This is a genomic window from Jeongeupia chitinilytica (assembly GCF_014652315.1).
Classification (GTDB): Bacteria; Pseudomonadota; Gammaproteobacteria; order Burkholderiales; family Chitinibacteraceae; genus Jeongeupia; species Jeongeupia chitinilytica.
In genome coordinates this window covers 71,510-88,580 of the sequence record NZ_BMYO01000007.1, presented here as the reverse complement: position 1 = coordinate 88,580, position 17,071 = coordinate 71,510, and the positions used below count along the sequence as shown (strand labels likewise).

The 17,071-nt window shown below is 65.0% G+C and carries 19 protein-coding genes; 14 read left to right on the top strand and 5 right to left on the bottom strand.

Annotated features, from left to right (window positions below; genetic code table 11):
- Positions 1–21 precede the first annotated feature (21 nt).
- Genes proC through IE097_RS13345 form a run of 3 tightly spaced genes read left to right on the top strand, consistent with a single transcriptional unit; the run spans position 22 to position 1,715 of the window.
- A complete protein-coding gene (gene proC / locus IE097_RS13355) occupies positions 22–834 on the top strand; it encodes a pyrroline-5-carboxylate reductase (RefSeq protein WP_189461355.1) in 813 nt (270 codons plus the stop codon).
- 9 nt (positions 835–843) lie between these two features.
- Positions 844–1,431, top strand: a complete 588-nt coding sequence (locus tag IE097_RS13350) for a YggT family protein (RefSeq protein ID WP_189461354.1) — start codon at positions 844–846, stop codon at positions 1,429–1,431.
- Complete coding sequence (locus tag IE097_RS13345; protein WP_189461353.1) at positions 1,431–1,715, top strand: DUF167 domain-containing protein; 285 nt, start codon at positions 1,431–1,433, stop codon at positions 1,713–1,715. Before IE097_RS13350 ends, IE097_RS13345 begins: the two co-directional genes overlap by 1 nt.
- A gap of 15 nt (positions 1,716–1,730) precedes the next feature.
- On the opposite strand, the gene IE097_RS13340 is transcribed toward IE097_RS13345, so the two are convergent.
- Positions 1,731–2,138, bottom strand: a complete 408-nt coding sequence (locus IE097_RS13340) for an FxsA family protein (RefSeq protein ID WP_189461352.1) — start codon at positions 2,136–2,138, stop codon at positions 1,731–1,733.
- On the opposite strand from IE097_RS13340, the gene cutA reads away from it, so the two are divergent.
- From cutA to IE097_RS13325, 3 genes are read left to right on the top strand one after another with little or no spacing between them, the layout of a single operon-like run.
- Positions 2,137–2,484: a divalent-cation tolerance protein CutA gene (gene cutA / locus IE097_RS13335; protein ID WP_189461351.1), complete on the top strand. Its 348-nt coding sequence runs from the start codon at positions 2,137–2,139 to the stop codon at positions 2,482–2,484. The genes IE097_RS13340 and cutA overlap by 2 nt on opposite strands.
- Complete coding sequence (gene dsbD, locus IE097_RS13330) at positions 2,484–4,025, top strand: protein-disulfide reductase DsbD (protein WP_189461350.1); 1,542 nt, start codon at positions 2,484–2,486, stop codon at positions 4,023–4,025. Before cutA ends, dsbD begins: the two co-directional genes overlap by 1 nt.
- A complete protein-coding gene (locus IE097_RS13325; RefSeq protein ID WP_189461349.1) occupies positions 4,022–4,498 on the top strand; it encodes a TlpA family protein disulfide reductase in 477 nt (158 codons plus the stop codon). The genes dsbD and IE097_RS13325 overlap by 4 nt, the downstream gene beginning before the upstream one ends.
- Before the next feature lie 22 nt (positions 4,499–4,520).
- On the opposite strand, the gene IE097_RS13320 is transcribed toward IE097_RS13325, so the two are convergent.
- Positions 4,521–4,832, bottom strand: coding sequence for an ArsR/SmtB family transcription factor (locus IE097_RS13320; RefSeq protein WP_229797584.1), 312 nt, complete (start codon positions 4,830–4,832; stop codon positions 4,521–4,523).
- Between the two features lie 161 nt (positions 4,833–4,993).
- Here IE097_RS13320 and gpmI point away from each other — a divergent pair, with 161 nt between their 5' ends.
- The 6 genes from gpmI to IE097_RS13290 all read left to right on the top strand — a co-directional run bounded on the left by gpmI (position 4,994) and on the right by IE097_RS13290 (position 11,742).
- Positions 4,994–6,547 (top strand): 2,3-bisphosphoglycerate-independent phosphoglycerate mutase, encoded by a 1,554-nt coding sequence (gpmI, locus tag IE097_RS13315; RefSeq protein ID WP_189461348.1) that lies wholly within the window; start codon positions 4,994–4,996, stop codon positions 6,545–6,547.
- Between the two features lie 2 nt (positions 6,548–6,549).
- Positions 6,550–7,863, top strand: a complete 1,314-nt coding sequence (locus IE097_RS13310; RefSeq protein ID WP_189461347.1) for a murein hydrolase activator EnvC family protein — start codon at positions 6,550–6,552, stop codon at positions 7,861–7,863.
- Between the two features lie 29 nt (positions 7,864–7,892).
- Positions 7,893–9,356 (top strand): S41 family peptidase, encoded by a 1,464-nt coding sequence (locus tag IE097_RS13305; RefSeq protein ID WP_189461346.1) that lies wholly within the window; start codon positions 7,893–7,895, stop codon positions 9,354–9,356.
- A gap of 94 nt (positions 9,357–9,450) precedes the next feature.
- Positions 9,451–9,849, top strand: coding sequence for a hypothetical protein (locus IE097_RS13300; protein WP_189461345.1), 399 nt, complete (start codon positions 9,451–9,453; stop codon positions 9,847–9,849).
- A gap of 72 nt (positions 9,850–9,921) precedes the next feature.
- The gene (locus tag IE097_RS13295; protein ID WP_189461344.1) at positions 9,922–10,701 is read left to right on the top strand and encodes a HesA/MoeB/ThiF family protein; all 780 of its coding nucleotides are present in this window, start codon (positions 9,922–9,924) and stop codon (positions 10,699–10,701) included.
- 228 nt (positions 10,702–10,929) lie between these two features.
- Complete coding sequence (locus IE097_RS13290; RefSeq protein ID WP_189461343.1) at positions 10,930–11,742, top strand: hypothetical protein; 813 nt, start codon at positions 10,930–10,932, stop codon at positions 11,740–11,742.
- Between the two features lie 67 nt (positions 11,743–11,809).
- Here the strand turns inward: IE097_RS13290 and trpS are convergent, their stop codons facing one another.
- Complete coding sequence (gene trpS, locus IE097_RS13285; protein WP_189461342.1) at positions 11,810–12,829, bottom strand: tryptophan--tRNA ligase; 1,020 nt, start codon at positions 12,827–12,829, stop codon at positions 11,810–11,812.
- Positions 12,830–13,009: 180 nt separating this feature from the next.
- Positions 13,010–13,807, bottom strand: coding sequence for a TatD family hydrolase (locus tag IE097_RS13280; protein ID WP_189461341.1), 798 nt, complete (start codon positions 13,805–13,807; stop codon positions 13,010–13,012).
- Between the two features lie 95 nt (positions 13,808–13,902).
- Between IE097_RS13280 and IE097_RS13275 the strand changes: the two genes are divergently transcribed.
- Entirely contained in the window at positions 13,903–14,850 is a 948-nt protein-coding gene (locus IE097_RS13275; protein WP_189461340.1) for a TerC family protein, read from the top strand.
- A 48-nt stretch (positions 14,851–14,898) separates the two neighbouring features.
- On the opposite strand, the gene IE097_RS13270 is transcribed toward IE097_RS13275, so the two are convergent.
- On the bottom strand, positions 14,899–15,948 hold the full coding sequence (locus IE097_RS13270) for a DUF475 domain-containing protein (protein ID WP_189461339.1): 1,050 nt from the start codon (positions 15,946–15,948) through the stop codon (positions 14,899–14,901).
- A gap of 180 nt (positions 15,949–16,128) precedes the next feature.
- On the opposite strand from IE097_RS13270, the gene IE097_RS13265 reads away from it, so the two are divergent.
- Entirely contained in the window at positions 16,129–16,989 is an 861-nt protein-coding gene (locus IE097_RS13265; RefSeq protein WP_189461338.1) for a PIG-L deacetylase family protein, read from the top strand.
- Positions 16,990–17,071: the final 82 nt, after the last annotated feature.

The following is a 17,071-nucleotide window of genomic DNA, read 5'->3' as shown; positions in this document are numbered from 1 at the left end:
CGCGAACAAGGAGACAGCGGAATGCGAATTACCTTTATCGGTGGCGGCAATATGGCGACCGCCATGATCGGCGGCATGGTCGCGCGCGGTTTTGCCGGTAGCGAAGTCCATGTCGTCGAGCCGGACGCCGCCAAGCGCGCAGAGTTGCAAACCGGCTTCGGCGTCACGACGTCGGCGCCCGACGAGGCCCTGCCAGCCAGCGATGCCGTGGTATTCGCGATCAAGCCGCAGCAGTTCCGTACCGTCGCGGAGGCACTCGCACCGCAACTCGGCAATGCGCTGGTGGTGTCGATCGCCGCCGGCATCCGCAGCGACGCGATTGCCCGCTGGTCGGGCGCCGAGCGCGTGATCCGGGTGATGCCGAATACTCCGGCCCTGGTCCAGGCCGGCATCTCCGGGGCTTATGCCGCGCCGGCAACGACCGATGCCGACCGCGCGCTGGCAACGCGCATTCTCGAGTCGACCGGCGAAATCGTCTGGGTCGAAGCGGAATCCGATCTCGACGGCGTGACCGCGATCTCCGGCTCCGGCCCCGCCTACGTGTTCTACTTCATCGAATCGCTGCAGGCCGCCGCGCGCGCGCAGGGCTTCGACACCGATACCGCACGCCGTCTCGCCTATCAGACCTTCGCGGGCGCGGTGAAGCTGGCCCAGCAAAGCGACGACGACGCAGCCACCCTGCGGCAGAAGGTCACCAGCAAGGGGGGCACGACCGAGCGCGCGATCAATGCACTGGAAAACAGTCAGGTCCGCAGCACCATCATCGCCGCCGCCGCCGCCGCTGCAGCGCGCTCGAAGGAACTCGGTGACGAACTCGGCCGCGATGCCGAATAAGGACGCCGGATGCTGACCGATACGCTGAATTTCCTGATCCGCAATCTGGCGGAATTCTTCATCCTGCTGCTGCTGACGCGGTTTTTCCTGCAGGCGGCACGGGTCTCGTTCTCGCACCCGCTCGGCCAGTTCGTACTGGTGCTGACGAGCTGGGCCGTGCTGCCGGTGCGCCGCTGGGTCAAACCGTTCCGGGGCTACGACAGTGCCAGCCTGCTGCTGGCGTGGCTGACGGCCTTGCTGATGCACGGCCTGCTGCTGGCGATCACGCCATGGCCGTTCGTGTTCGGTTCGTTCACCACTGTGATCGCTCTGGCGCTGGTTGCCCTCGTCGAACTGCTCAAGCTGTCGCTTTACCTGCTGTTCGCCGCGGTCATCGGCCAGGCGCTGATGTCGTGGATTGCGCCGTACAACCCGCTGATGCCGATTCTCAACGGCCTGACCGGGCCGTTCCTGAAGCCGCTGCGCCGGATCATCCCGCCGATCGGGGGCGTCGACATCACCCCGCTGATCCTGATCCTGCTGATCCAGCTGGTGCTGTCGGTCTTTGTCGCCCAGCTCGAGCCGGCGATCCTGCAGCACGTCAGCGTTGCGGCCTGATGTGGTACGAAGCGGTCGCCGGCGGCGTGCAGCTACGGCTGCACGTCCAGCCCGGCGCCAGGCGCACCGAGGTCGTGGGCCTGCACGGTGACGCGCTGAAACTGAAACTGGCCGCACCGCCGGTTGATGGCAAAGCCAACACCAGGCTGATCGCCTGGCTGGCCGATGCGTTCGGCGTGCCGCAACGTCAAGTGACGATCAAGGCCGGCCAGACCTCGCGGCAGAAGCTCGTCGTCATCGAGGGCAGCGAGCGCGATCCGGCCACACTGCTCGACCCGTGCTGAAACCGTGCCGGTTGCTCAGCGCTCGTCCAGCCGGTGGCTGCTGCGCGGATCGACACGGCGATATTCACCCTCGAGGACGTCCGATGGCGGCGGAACCTTTGCGCCGTCCCGGCGTCCCCAAGGCAGCAGCATCAGCACCGCAAGCACGTCGCCGATGAAGCCCGGCACGATGAACAGCACTGCGGCAATGTAGTACCGCGCGACCCAGAACAGGCTCTGCGGCGTCAACCGGCCGCTTTTCAGATCGTTGACCAGCGACCATGCAACGGCGATACGATGGTGGCGCAGCATACCGATGCCGATCAGCGCCGACAGCAACAGGGCAAGGAACACCCAACCGGCACCGATCCAGTCGGCCATGACCACCAGCGAGGCAATCTCGGCCAGCGGATACACGATAAAGGCGAGAAACAAATAAGGCATGAATACTCCCGATCAATCTGCCACGTCGCACTGCGCCGTGGTCGTCATCTGTAACTGTCCCGATGCGGCTACCGCCGATCGGCTTGCAACGGGCTTGCTCGAGGCGCGGCTGGCTGCCTGCGTCAACCGGCTTGCGCCGGTCCAGTCGATCTACCGCTGGGAAGGCAGAATCGAAACCGCCGAGGAAGTTCCGCTGCTGGCAAAAACCACGCTCGCCGCGTTCCCGGCGCTGCAACTCTGGCTGGCGGAAAGACATCCGTACGAGGTACCGGAAATCATCGCCCTGCCGGTCACGGCCGGGCTGCCCGCCTATCTGGACTGGCTGAACGACGAGGTGCTCTCGTGATGGTACGCCTGTTGTTCGGCCTGCTGCTGGCAATGCTCACATCATTGAGCCACGCTGATCCGGCCTCGCTGCTGCCGCCCGAAAAGGCCTTTCAGGCCCGGCTGGTCATGAATGAAGATGGCGGCTATGCGGTGCATTTCAATGTCGCCCCCGGCTACTACCTGTACCGGGACCGGATGAGCCTGACGCCGGAACCCGTCTCGGCACTGAAGGCCACGCTCCCCAAGGGGGAAATGAAAGACGACCCGAGCTTCGGCCGGGTTGAAGTCTTCAAGCACGACGTCGTCGTCCCGTTGCAGGGCATTCCACCGGCCGGCACGGCGATCCGAGCACGGTTCCAGGGGTGTGCAGACGCCGGTGTCTGTTACCCGCCGCAAACCGTGCTGCTGCACCCGGGCGACGAACGGGAAAGCGGGGTCGCCGCGCTGTTCGGCACGACGGGGGCTGCCGGCGGCAATGTACCGGGCCCGGATGACGAAGGCTACTTCAGCGGCAGCAAGGCCGCGACGATTGCACTGTTTTTCGTCGCCGGCATCGGCCTGGCATTGACCGCCTGCATGTACCCGCTGCTGCCGATCATTTCCGGCATCGTGCTCGGCCCGGGCCGGACCGGTCGCGGCAAGGCCTTGTGGCTGTCGGCCGTCTACGTCCAGGGCCTGGCGCTGACCTACATGCTGGTTGGCGTCGCCGCAGCACTGACCGGCACGCTGCTGACGGTCTGGCTGCAGCAGCCGGTGGTGATCGGAGCCTTCGCGCTGTTTTTCGTCGCCATGGCGGTCTCGATGTTCGGCGGCTATCAGCTGCAGCTGCCCGGAAGCTGGCAGAGCCGCCTCAACGACGTCGCCAACCGGCTTCCCGGCGGCCACGCCGGCCCGGTCTTCCTGATGGGCGCGCTGTCGGCGCTGATCGTCGGCCCCTGCGTTGCACCGCCGCTGGCCGCCGCCCTTGCCTACCTCGGCCAGCAGGGCGACGTCGCACTCGGCGGTGGCGCACTGTATGCGCTGGCGCTCGGCATCGGAACCCCGCTGCTCGTGATCGGCGCCGCCGGCAGCGCCGTGCTGCCGCGACTGACGGGCAAAACAATGTCGCGCATGAAGATGCTGTTCGGCGTCGTCCTGCTCGGCATGGCGGTGTGGATTGCCCGCCCGCTGTGGCAGGGCTGGCTGCCCGGCGAACATGCGGTGTCATTCGAACCGGTCCGCACGGTAGCCGAGCTGCAGGACAAGGTCGCCTCAGCACGCGGCAAACCGGTGATCGTCGACTTCTACGCCGACTGGTGCGTCAGCTGCATCGAGTTCGAGCGCGAGACGCTGCCGGATCCGCGCATCAAGGCAAAGCTCGACGGCTTCGTGCGCCTGCGTGCCGACGTGACCGGCAATACCGCCGACGATGCCGCGCTGCTCAAGCATTTCGGCCTGTACGGCCCGCCCGCCTTGCTGTTCTACGGCACCGACGGCCAACTCGTCCGCGAACGCGTGATCGGCTTCCAGAACGCCGACGCTTTCCTTGCCACACTCAACCGTATCGAAGGGCGCCCATGACCCGTCTTCACGCGCGGCTCGCCGCCGCCACACTGGCTTTCATTTCCCTGACCGCCAGCGCCGGCAGCTTCTTCGACGCCGAACTCAAGGACCTGAGCGGCAAGCCGCAAAAACTGGCAACCCTGCAGGGCAAACCGCTGGTGGTGAATTACTGGGCCACGTGGTGCTCGCCGTGCCGCGAAGAAATCCCCGAATTCGTCACGCTGTCGAAGAAGTACGCCGGCAAGGTGAACTTCGTCGGCATCGCCATCGACGACGCCAAATCGGTCGGTGATTTTGCCAAGCAGTACAAGATCAGCTATCCGACGCTGATCGGCGAGGCCGATGCGATGGCGCTGATGAAGGCCGAGGGCAATGCGATCGGCGGCCTGCCCTACACGGCGATCTACGACGGACAGGGGCGGCGCGTCACGACGCATACCGGCCGGCTCAGCGCAGCGCAGCTGGAAAGCACGCTGAAAACGCTGAAGTGACCGGCGCAGGCCGGGCGGACGTTTACTTCGAGAAGCCGCAGAACACGTCGCGCAGCAGCTCGACCAGTTCGAGCGTACGGATGTCGCCGACGCGGTAGAACACGCGGTTGGCGTCCTTGCGCGTCCGCAGCACGCCCTTCTCGCGCATCAGCGCCAGGTGCTGCGAGATGTTCGACTGGGTTGTGCCGACGGCATCGACGATGTCCTGCACGCTCACCTCGTTCTCGCCCAGCACGCACAGAATCTTCAGCCGCAGGGGATGCGACATGGCCTTCATGGCACGCGACGCTTGCTGGATGTGCTCGTCGCTCATCAGTTCGGGGGGGTTGAGCATGGCGGTAACTAGTAATCAGGTGGCGAATCGGCGCGGCCGAAGGCGGAATTTGTGACGACGGCAAAGCGATGCCATTGCGGTAGAATACTACCGATATTTGCAACCCGACCGCAACGCCAGCTTACAGCCCCGTCGCGGTTTTGCCTAAAGGTACTAGCAAGATGACGCAAGCGAACTCTGCCGTATCGGTCAAACCCGTCCTTCTCCTGATTCTCGACGGTTATGGTTACCGCGAAGAGACACAGGACAACGCGATCGCGGCAGCCAGAAAACCGAACATCGACCGCGTTCTCGCGCAGTACCCGTGGACCACGATCAACGCCTCCGAACACTTCGTCGGCCTGCCTGACGGCCAGTTCGGCAACTCCGAAGTCGGCCACCTGAACATCGGCGCCGGGCGCGTGCTGTTGCAGGACATCAGCCGCATCGACGTCGATGTCGCCGCCGGTACCCTCGGCCAGAACCCGGTGTTCGCGCAGGCCATCGAAACCGCCAAGTCCAGCGGCAAGACGCTGCATGTGATGGGTCTGGTTTCCGATGGCGGCGTGCATGCGCACGAAGCGCACATCCACGCGCTGATCAAGGATGCCGCCGCTGCCGGCGTCAAGTCGATCCATGTCCACGCTTTCCTCGACGGTCGGGACACGCCGCCGCGCAGCGCCGAGCAGTACCTCGCCAAGCTGCAAAAGGTCTGTGACGACGCCAAGGTCGCGCGCATCGTCGGCATCGTCGGCCGCTACTGGGTCATGGACCGCGACAAGCGCTGGGAACGTGTTGCGCCGGCCTACGAGCTGATCGTCGACGGCAAGGGCCTGCACCACGCCGACACCGCCCTCGACGGCCTCAAGGCCGCGTATGCCCGCAACGAGAACGACGAGTTCGTCGGCGCGACCAGCATCGGCGCACCGGCGCGGATCGAAGACGGCGACGTCGCGGTGTTCATGAACTTCCGTGCCGACCGCGCCCGCCAGATCGCCGTCGCGCTGACCCACGCCGCATTCGACGGCTTTGCCCGTCCGCGCGTGCCGCAGTTCGGCTACTTCTGTACCGCGACGCGCTACGCCGAAAGCTACCCCTTCCCGGCCGCGTACGAGAAGGAAAAGGTCAAGAACAGCTTCGGCGAATACATCGGCTCGCTCGGTCTCAAGCAGCTGCGCATCGCCGAAACCGAGAAGTATCCGCACGTCACCTACTTCTTCTCGGGCGGCGAGGAAAAGGAATTCCCGGGTGAAGACCGCGTGCTCGTCCCGAGCCCCAAGGTCGCGACCTATGACCTGCAACCGGAAATGAGCGCACTCGAAGTCGCCGACAAGATCGTCGCCGCGATCGAATCGAAGCAGTATGCGGCGATCATCTGCAACCTCGCCAACGGCGACATGGTCGGCCACACCGGCATCTTCGACGCGGCGGTCAAGGCGGTCGAAACGCTCGACGTCTGCGTCGGCAAGTGCGTCGAGGCGATGCAGAAGATCGGTGGCGAAGTACTGATCACCGCCGACCATGGCAACTGCGAACTGATGTACGACAAGGATTCGCACCAGCCGCACACCCAGCACACCACCGACGTCGTGCCGTTCATCTACGTCGGCCGTCCGGCAATGATGGCACCGCGTGGCACCGGCGCACTGCGCGACATCGCACCGACGCTGCTCAAGCTGATGGGACTGCCGCAACCGGTCGAGATGACCGGCCGCTCGCTCGTCGACTTCGCCTGATCGTGCGGCGCGTCCTCGCCCTGACCGTGCTGCTTTCGGCCGGTGCCTTCGCGGCGCCGGCCGAACCCGTTTCCCGCCAGCAAAGTACCGAGAAGCAGCAGGAGCTCAAGTCGCTGCGCGGCCAGATCGACGCGCTGAAAAAGGACCTCGCCGACACCGAGTCGGACCGCAAGGAAGCGAGTGACGCACTGAAGGATTCGGAATCGGCGATTTCCGACGCCAACCGCATCCTCGGCGACCTGAACAGCCAGCGCTCACTGACCCATGCCGAACTGGTCCGGCTCGAAGGCGACATCGCCGCGGTGCGCAGCCGCATCGGCCAGAGCCAGCAGCGTCTCGCCCGGTTGATCAAGACCCGCTACAAGAGCGGCGAGCTCGAAGCCTGGCGCCTGCTCCTCAACCAGCAGGACCCGAACCAGGTCAACCGTACGCTGGGTTATTACCGTTACCTCGTGGCAGCACAACAGCAGCTGGCAAACCAGCTCGAAAGCCAGCTGGCCGAGCTGAACCGGCTTGCCGAGGAAATCCGCGCCAGACAGGACGAACTGGCGTCGATGAGCGCGGAAAAACAGCGGCAGAAAGCCCGGCTGCAAACCGAGCAGAGCAACCGCAAGACACTGGTCGACCAGCTATCGGCCGAAATCAGCAGTCAGCGCGGCCAGATCCAGAAGCTCAGCGCCGATGAAAAGCGCCTGACCGGCCTGATCGAACGCCTCAACGCGCTGATCAAAAAGCAGGAAGCCGAGCGTGCCCAACTGGCAGCAAAAAAACGTGCCGAAGCGGCCGCACGCGCCAAGGCCGTGCGCGAAGCCAATGCACGGGCCGCCGCCCAGGCCAGGGCGGAAGGCAAGGCGGCACCGAAACCGGTGCCGGAGCCCAAACCGGAAGTGAATGACGACGTGCCGGACGCGAGCCTGTCCGGCAAGGCGTTCAGCTCGCTCAAGGGCAAGCTCAAGCTGCCGACCAAGGGCGAAATCGTCGGCCGCTACGGCACGCCACGCAGCGAAGGCACGACCTGGAAAGGCATGATGATCAAGGCGGCGCCGGGCCAGCCGGTGCATGCCGTCGCCAGCGGCCGTGTCGTGTTCGCCGACTGGCTGCGCGGCTTCGGCAACCTCGTCATCGTCGAGCACGGCGGCGGCTACATGAGCCTCTACGCCGGCAACGAAGCCGTGCTCAAGCGTGTCGGCGACAGTGTCAGCGCCGGCGACACGATCGCCACCAGCGGCAACAGCGGTGGCATGGCGGATTCCGGTGTATATTTTGAACTCAGACAAAACGGCCGTCCGCTCGACCCGCAGGGCTGGATAGGCTAAACCTTTACCCGGACAAAAAGCCCCTCACGATGAAGCAAAAACTGCAGAAACTGGGTCTCCTCTGCGTCGGCGCCAGCCTCGGCGTCGCCGTCTCGCTGTCGTTCAACGCGGTCGCCGACAAGGACGCGAACACCAACCCCTTGCCGATCGACGAACTCCGGGCATTCTCTACCGTTTTCGGCCTGATCAAGCAGAACTACGTCGAACCGGTCGAAGACAAGAAGCTGATTTCCGAAGCGATCAAGGGCATGGTAGCCGGCCTCGATCCGCACTCGACCTACCTCGATGCCAAGGATTTCAAGGATCTGCAGGAAACCACCCAGGGTGAGTTCGGCGGTCTGGGCCTCGAAGTGAACATGGAAGACGGGCTGGTCCGCATCGTCTCGCCGATCGAAGACACCCCCGCCGACAAGGCCGGCATCAAGGCCGGCGATTACATTGCCAAGATCGACGACACCCAGGTCCAGGGCATGTCGCTGACCGATGCGGTGAACAAGATGCGCGGCAAGGCCGGCAGCAGCGTCACGCTGACGATCCTGCGCAAGGGTGAAGCCAAGCCGCTGGTGCTGACGCTCAAGCGCGCAGTCATCCAGGTGCAGAGCGTCAAGTTCAAGCTCGCCGAGCCGGACTACGGCTACATCCGCGTAACCCAGTTCCAGGAACGGACGACCGAAACGCTCGCCAAGGCGATCGAGACGCTCTACAAGGACAACAAGGCACCGCTGAAAGGCATCGTCCTCGATCTTCGCAACGATCCGGGCGGCCTGCTCAACAGCGCCGTCGGCGTCTCTGCCGCCTTCCTGCCCAAGGGCTCGCTGGTCGTGTACACCGAAGGCCGCACTGCCGACGCCAAGATCCGTCTGACGGCGGACCGCGAGAACTACCTGCGTCCGGGCAACAAGGGCGATTACCTGGCCAGCCTGCCGAAGGACATCAAGAACGTGCCGCTGGTCGTGCTGGTCAACGGCGGCTCGGCTTCGGCGTCGGAAATCGTCGCCGGTGCGCTGCAGGACCACAAGCGCGCGCTCGTGGTGGGTACGCAGTCGTTCGGCAAGGGCTCGGTCCAGACCATCCTGCCGATCGATGCGACCTCGGCAGTCAAACTGACCACTGCGCGTTACTACACGCCGAGTGGCCGCTCGATCCAGGCCAAGGGCATCACGCCGGACATCGAGATCGAGGAAGCCACGCTCAACGGCCGCGAGGACAACGGTCTGCGCATCCGCGAAGCCGATCTGGAACACCACCTCGACAACCCGAGCGACAAGGGCGGCAAGAGCGATGCGTCCAAGCCCAAGGCGGTCATCCGGCCGAAGACGCCGCTGCCCAAGGTCGATGCCAGCGAACCGGACAGCGACAGCCCGCGCGAGCTGGTCTCGAAGAAGGACTACCAGCTGCAACAGGCCTTCAACGTGCTCAAGGTACAACAGTTGCTGCAGCAGAAGGATCAGCCCAAGGCCGATCCGGCGCCAAAGGCCAAGACCGCCAAGTAAGCACCAAACCCCGCCCGCCGGCGGGGTTTTTTGTTGCAGGGCAGAATGCGCAGCCCACGCGGGACGGATAGACTGGACCAAGGGGGAGTCCACCATGACCGACCACCACGACATCCGGCAGCACGATCTCGCGCTGGCACCGGGCACCAGCGCAGCGCAGGCGGCACATGCCGCAGACCTGCTGACGCAATTGCCCGGCGTCAGTGCATCCTTGGCATCAAATGCCTGCGTATTGCGCGTGCGTTACGCGCTGTCGACCTGCACGCTGGCCGAGCTTGAAGCGGTGCTCGCCGCCAGTCACATCGGGCTCGATCAGCGGGCCCTGCAGAAACTCAAGCGCACGCTGGCGCATTATGCCGACGACGTCGAACGCGACAACCTCGACCTGCCCGAACACAACGTCAAGACCCGCGATGTTTACGCCAGGGTCTGGGACCAGCATCCGCACGGTGATCACGACGACACGCCGGACGAGCTGCGCCGCTACCTCTGACTCCTGCGCCAGCACAAATCGTCCCGCTGACGGGTACGGGTATACTGGCGGCTACGTCCGAGCCCGATTGCCATGACCCATTGCGCCACCCGACACGCCGACCTTGATGACGCCGCCCTGCTGCGTTACAGCCGCCACATCCTGCTCGACGAGATCGGCGTCGAGGGCCAGCAGGCACTGGCGGACGCGCATGCGCTGGTCATCGGCGCCGGCGGCCTCGGATCGCCGGCACTGCTTTACCTCGCCAGCGCCGGTGTCGGCACGATCACGGTCGTCGATGACGATGCGGTCGATCTGACCAACCTGCAGCGCCAGATCGCCCACACCGAAGCCCGCATCGGCGTCAACAAGGCCGAGTCGGCCCGGACGGCCATGCTGGCCCTCAATCCGGCGCTGACCGTACATACGATCAAAGCGCGCGTCGATGCCACGCGGCTGGCCGGACTCGTCGCCGCCGCCGACGTCGTGCTCGATTGCTGCGACAACTTCGCCACGCGGCATGCCGTCAACCGTGCGTGCGTCGCCGCGCGCGTGCCGCTGGTTTCCGGTGCAGCGGTCCGGTTCGACGGACAACTGACGACCTTCGACCTGCGCGATCCTGCCAACCCGTGTTACCACTGCCTGTTCGGCGAGGAAGGCGACGCATCGGACGGACCGTGCGCCACGTTCGGCGTATTCGCACCGCTGACGGGCATCATCGGCGCCGCCCAGGCGGCCGAAGCACTGAAACTGCTGATCGGCCTGCCGACGCTGACCGGGCGGCTGCAACTGCTCGACGGCCGTACGCTGCAATGGCGCGAAATGAAGTACCGCAAAGACCCGTCCTGCCCGGTGTGCGGCACGGCGGTTTAGCGCGGATACGGGTTATCCCGCATTCCAAGCCGGAGTCATCCGCGTAGAGTAGCCGGCATGAACTCCAAGTCCCTGCCCCTTTCCCGCCAGAATTATTGGTACCGCCCGTATATCTAAAGGCGGCTAGGACTTATCACGAACACATGCCGCCGATCAGGCGGCATCGTTGTTTGTAGCACTCCAAGATACCCTCCCTGGTCGGTGGTCCAAATCCAAAGGACCGATACCATGACCGAACCCCGCAATCCCGTCACCATCCTGCTCGGCGACCCGGCACAGCAGGCCATCACCGTCGGCGACACGCTGGCAACACTGAATCGCCGTCTGCCCTTCCTCGAGCGCCACCGCCCTTTCCTGATGCTCGATGACGGCGCACAGGCGCCGCTCGACACGGTGCTCGACCATCTGGCCGTGGGCGTCGATGCCGAACAATGCACGATCTTCGTCGCCGAGCAGGTGCCGGAGCTGGGCGAGATCGGTCGCTGCTTCGCCCCGTTGCTGCCTGCCAGCCGTACCGCCACGGCGATGACCGCGATCCGCCCTGCGCTGGCCGCGCTGCCGCAGTCGGCCCAGCTGTCCGAAGCCAACCGCATCGCCCGTCACTGCAACAGCCTGGCCGGCCGCGAACTGCTGCCGGAAGCGCTGGCACTGCCCGAGACCCGGCGTGCGCTGGCGCCGCTCGGCCGCGACGTCGGGCTGAACTCGACGCCGGCCGAGCTGCGTGCGGCGGTACTGACAATGGTGCTGCCGACCGAAAAGCTGGCCGTCGAACAGCATCCGATTTTCGCCTATCTCGATGCCTTCGAATCCGACATCCATTTCCTCGACGACCTGAAGGCCAAGTTCCGCCGCGGCGGCCTTGCCGACGACGTGCTGCAGCTGCACCTGGCTCACTGCCTCGAAGCCTTCGTCTCGCCGTTGCGCGCCCGCCGCGCATCGCTGTCACGCGACGCGGTTTCACAGCAACTGCAACGCGGCATCGAACGCACCCGCGATGTGGCCGCGCAGACGCTTGCCGAGGTCCGGCATGCGCTCGGTTGAAACGGCGTCATTCACCAACAAAAAGCGGAGCTCGAAGCTCCGCTTTTTGTTGCCCGCATCGCTGCGGTCAGAAGTAGTTCAGCCCCAGTGCGCCCTTCACGTCGGACAGCGTCCGCGCCGCCACGGCCCGCGCCTTGTCGGTACCCTGCGCCAGCATGCGCATCACTTCGGCCGGATCACCGGCGAACTCCGCCCGGCGCTCGCGGATCGGCGCCAGCAGGGCCTGCAGCCGCTGCTCCAGATGCCGTTTGATCACCATGTCGCCCAGACCGCCACGGCGATACTTGGCCTTCAGGTCGTCGACGAAGGCAATGTCCGGCTCGAAGGCATCGAGGTAGGTGAACACCACATTGCCCTCGACCTGCCCCGGGTCGTCGACACGCAGGTGGTTCGGGTCGGTGTACATCATCTTCACCGCCTTGCTGACCTCGTCGGCACTGGCCGACAGCGCCAGCGCATTGCCGAGCGACTTGCTCATCTTGGCCTTGCCGTCGATGCCCGGCAGCCGGCCCATCGCCGGAATCACCGGCGCGGCTTCGACGAGAATGTCCTGGCCGACGTTGGCATTGAACTTGCGGACGATTTCGTTCGACTGCTCGATCATCGGCGCCTGGTCGGCGCCCACCGGCACGAGCGTCGCCCTGAACGCGGTGATGTCGGCCGCCTGACTGACCGGATAGGCGAGAAAACCCGCCGGGATGTCGCGCTGAAAATCGCGCAGGCGGATTTCCTCTTTCACCGTCGGATTGCGCTCGAGCCGCGCCACGGTGACGAGGTTCAGGTAATAGAAGGTCAGCTCCGTCAGCTCGGGCAGCTGCGACTGGATGAAGATCGTGCTCTTGGCCGGATCGATGCCGACGGCCAGATAGTCGAGCGCGACTTCGAGCACGTTGCGCCGGACCTTGTCGCGGTCGCCCATATTGTCGGTGAACGCCTGCGCGTCGGCGAGCATCAGGAACTGCGTGTGCAGGTTCTGGAAAACCACGCGGTTCTGCAGCGAGCCGACGAAATGGCCCAGATGCAGCGGCCCGGTCGGACGGTCGCCGGTGAGGATGATCTGGTTCGGAGGGATGGCGTTGGTATTCATCGGGCGGACTCCTCTGGGATTGGGGCCGCCGGACCGGTACCGCAGAAAAACACATGCCGCCCGGTCCGGCGGCATGGTTCACGCAACGTGGCCTGCCGCTAGTTCAGCGGCGCCACCAACGGCCCAAGGCCGGACGGATCGTTGCAGGAAATCGGTACATACGGGTCATTCTGGGCGCGATCATTCCGGCTGTCCAGCCTCGTGAACCGAACCCAACGGTCCGAGTACCGCCTCCGCATTGGCCGCAGTGGCGGCCAGCAGCGCACCGGCCTCCATGCCGCGCAACGCGGCCATTTCCGCCGCAATCCGCGGCAGCTGATCCGGCGCATTGCGCCCCGGCGGTGGCCCGGCCAGCCAGGCCGGTGCGATGTCCGGGGCATCGGTTTCGAGCACGATGGTATCGAGCGGCAGGTCGGCCGCCAGCCGGCGGATCCGCTGCGAGCCGCTGTAGGTCATCGCCCCGCCGAAGCCGAGCTTGAAACCCAGCTTGATGAACTCGTCGGCCTGCTGGCGGCTGCCGTTGAACGCATGGGCGATCCCGCCCCTGACCCGCCATTTGCGCAGGTACTTGAGCACCTGGTCCTGGCTGCGGCGGATATGCACGATGACCGGCAGATCGAACTCGCGGGCAATGCGCAGCTGGGCTTCGAACAGCGCCGTCTGTCGGGCCGCATCCAGCCCGGGCACATAGAAATCGAGGCCGATTTCGCCCACAGCGACCGCCGGCTCCCGTCGCAACCAGTCGGCCAGTTCGGCCAGATGCGCATCCAGATGCTCGGCCACGTAGATCGGGTGCAGGCCATAGGCCACTGCGCAGCCATAACGCGCGCGCATCTGCCGGGTGCCGGCAAACGTTGCCGCGCTGACGGACGGTACTACCAGCTGCCGGACCCCGGCAGCCATGGCTGCGGCAACGACCCGGTCGCGATCGGCATCGAACTCCGGCGCGTCCAGATGGCAATGACTATCGATCAGCACGGAACTCTCACAAGCATTTACTATCTGTGTCTAACTGGCGGCCGCCCGCTGCGGCCACTACATAGCTAAATAATGCCATACCGAATGGGGATCATATGGGCAGTGAAATATGGATTTGGGGCGTGTTCATCGGCGTTGTACTGACGCTGCTCGCCTTCGACCTCGGCTTTCTGAACCGTGGCAACAATGAAATCAGCATCAAGAAGAGCCTGAAGCTCTCGGCGTTCTACATCGGCGCAGGCCTGCTGTTCGGCGCCTGGGTCTGGTCGTTCAAGGGGCCGCAGGCCGGGATGGACTACTTCACCGGCTTCCTGGTCGAGAAATCGCTGTCGATGGACAACGTGTTCATCATCTCGCTGATCTTCACCAGTCTGGCGATTCCGCGCGAGCTGCAGCACCGCGTGCTGTTCTGGGGCATTCTCGGTGCCATCGTCATGCGTGCGGTCATGATCGGCCTCGGCGCGGCACTGGTCCACCAGTTCAGCTGGATCCTGCTGGTGTTCGGCGCCTTCCTGATCATCACCGGCATCAAGATGCTGCTCGCCAAGGACGAGGATCCGGACATCGAAAACAACCGGATGTTCAAGTTCTTCAAGCGTCACCTGCGCATGGTGCCGACCTTGCAGGGCTCGCACTTCTTCGTGCGCGGCGAAACGCTGGGCCAGAAGGCCGGCTGGTGGGCGACGCCGCTGTTCCTGGCGCTGGTGATGGTCGAGGCTGCCGACCTCGTGTTCGCGGTCGACAGCATCCCGGCGATCTTCGCGATCACGCAGGACCCGTTCATCGTCTACACGTCGAACATCTTCGCCATTCTGGGCCTGCGCGCGCTGTACTTCGCGCTGGCGGCGATGGTGCACCGTTTCCACTACCTCAAGTACGCACTCGCGGTGGTGCTGGTGTTCATCGGCTGCAAGATCGGTCTCGTGTACATGAACGTGAAGATCCCTTCGGTGCTCTCGCTGACGGTGACGTTCGGCCTGCTGCTCGCCGGCGTGCTGTACTCGCTGTACAAGACCCGCGGCGAACCGCTGCCGGAGAACTGAGCCCGGCACCGGGACTCGCCATGAAAAACGGCCCCGCGGGGCCGTTTTTCATTTGCGGTCGGCCTCGCGCCGGTTCAGCCACCACGAGTGCAGGGCAGCGGCAATGATCAGCACCGCCGCGATGCCGCCGGTCAGCGCTTCGGGGACGTCGAGCAACGGGGCAAGCAGCATCACCGCCGCGAGCGAACCGATCGCCCAGAATGCGCCGTGCTCGAGGTAACGCAAGGTCGACAGCGTGCCCTTCTCGACCAGCAGGATCGTGAAGCTGCGAACGAACATCGCGCCGACGCCGAGCCCGATCACGATCAGGAAAATGTTCTTGGTCAGCGCAAACGCCCCGAGCACGCCGTCGAACGAAAACGACGCATCGAGCAGTTCGAGATAGATGAAACCGGACCAGCCCGTCTTGGCTGCCGCGCCGTCGTCGCCCAGCAACGCGCCCAGGCTCTCGACAACGGCGTAGACCACCACACCCCACAGGCCGGCGGAAAGGAAACGGTAGGCCTCGTGCTCGGGCAACTCGCTCGCCAGCGCCAGCAGCACCGCCAGCGACAGGATGGCCGCCGCCATGTTCAACCGGCCGATGTGTGCAAGTCCGGCCTCGAGCGGCTTGATCCAGTGTTCGCGCTTTTCGCGGTTCAGGAAGAACGCCCAGAACACCATCATCAGGAAGGCACCGCCGAAGGCAGTCACTTCGATGTGCGCCGACGTCAGCGTCGCCGCATAGTGATCGGGGCGCATGACCGCCATCGTCAGGACGTCGCTGGCCGGCCAGTGCCCGTTCACCGCCCACTCGTACAACGAGATCGGCCCGGGCAGCGGCGACGCCTGCGCGATCACGCCGACGATGACCAGGGGAAACAGCAGGCGCATGCCGAACACGGCCACCAGCATCCCCCAGAGCAGGAAGCGGCGACGCCATTTTTCATCCCAGTGTTTCAGGATCGAGGCGTTGACGACGGCATTGTCGAACGACAGGCTGGTTTCGAGCAGGGCCAGATTGAACGTGACCCAGAGCCCGGCCCAGCCGCCGATCACCCATGCCAGTCCGAGGCCGATGGCGGTGACGGCAAACGAGGTATGGAAATAGCGCAGCATGACGCACAGCATAGTGGCAAACCGCCATTATGCCCCCGATTCCGCCGGCCCCCGGCCAGCGCCGACCGCGCGCCTCTGATCCAGCACAACGGCGGTGCAAGCGGCCATGGTTCGTGCCCGGCAAAGTCTCTATACTTTTGGCTTTGCACAATAAGCTGTTTCCCCCGAACGGAGCCCCGCATGAGTCACGCTTATCTCGATCTGGTTCAAGCGCACGACGCGCTGTTGCAAAAACAGGATGCCCCGCTGTACGCCTCGCTCGACGGCCTGAATCTGCCCGCCCGTGCCGCGCCGGCAGCCGACGCGCCGGTCGTGATGATTTTCGCCCCGCACCCGGACGATGAATGCATCATCGGTGCGCTGCCGCTGCGCTTGGGCCGCGAAGCCGGTTTCCGCGTCGTCAACGTCGCCGTCACCCAGGGGTCGAACCTCAAGCGCCAGCCGGAACGCTGGGTCGAAGTGTCGAACGCCTGCGCACTGCTCGGCTGGGAACTGCAGGAAACCATCCCGGGCGGCCTGATGGGCGTCTCGCCCAAGACCCGTGCCGAAGACCCGGTCGCGTGGGCAGAGAAGGTCAACGTGCTCGCGGCCCTGATCGAGCAGTACCGGCCGGCGGTCTGTGTCTGCCCGCACGACAACGACTACCATTCGGCACACATCGGCACCCATTACCTGGTCGTCGATGCACTCAAGCAGGCCGGCCATGCGTGCACCGTCGCGCAGAGCGAGTTCTGGCGCCAGATGGACGCCCCGAATGCGCTGATCGCGACCAGCACCAGCGACACTGCCGACCTGATCGCCGCGCTGGCCTGCCACGTCGAGGAAGTGCGTCGCAACCCTTACCACCTGCGCCTGCCGGGCTGGATGGCCGACAATGTTCGTCGCGGCGCCGAAGTCTGCGGCGGCCAGGGTGCGGCGGCGCCGACCTTCTCGTTCGGCACGATCTACAAGGTCAGCCGCTTCGACGGTGGCAAGCTGCTCGAAAACCCGACCAAGTACACGCTGACCGAAGGCGACGACATCAAGGCCGTTCTCGGCTGATCGGGATGCGTCACCGCACGGAACGGCTGCCTCGGCAGCCGTTTTGTTTTGCTCCGGCCGCGCATGCGCTGTGCCTGTCCGT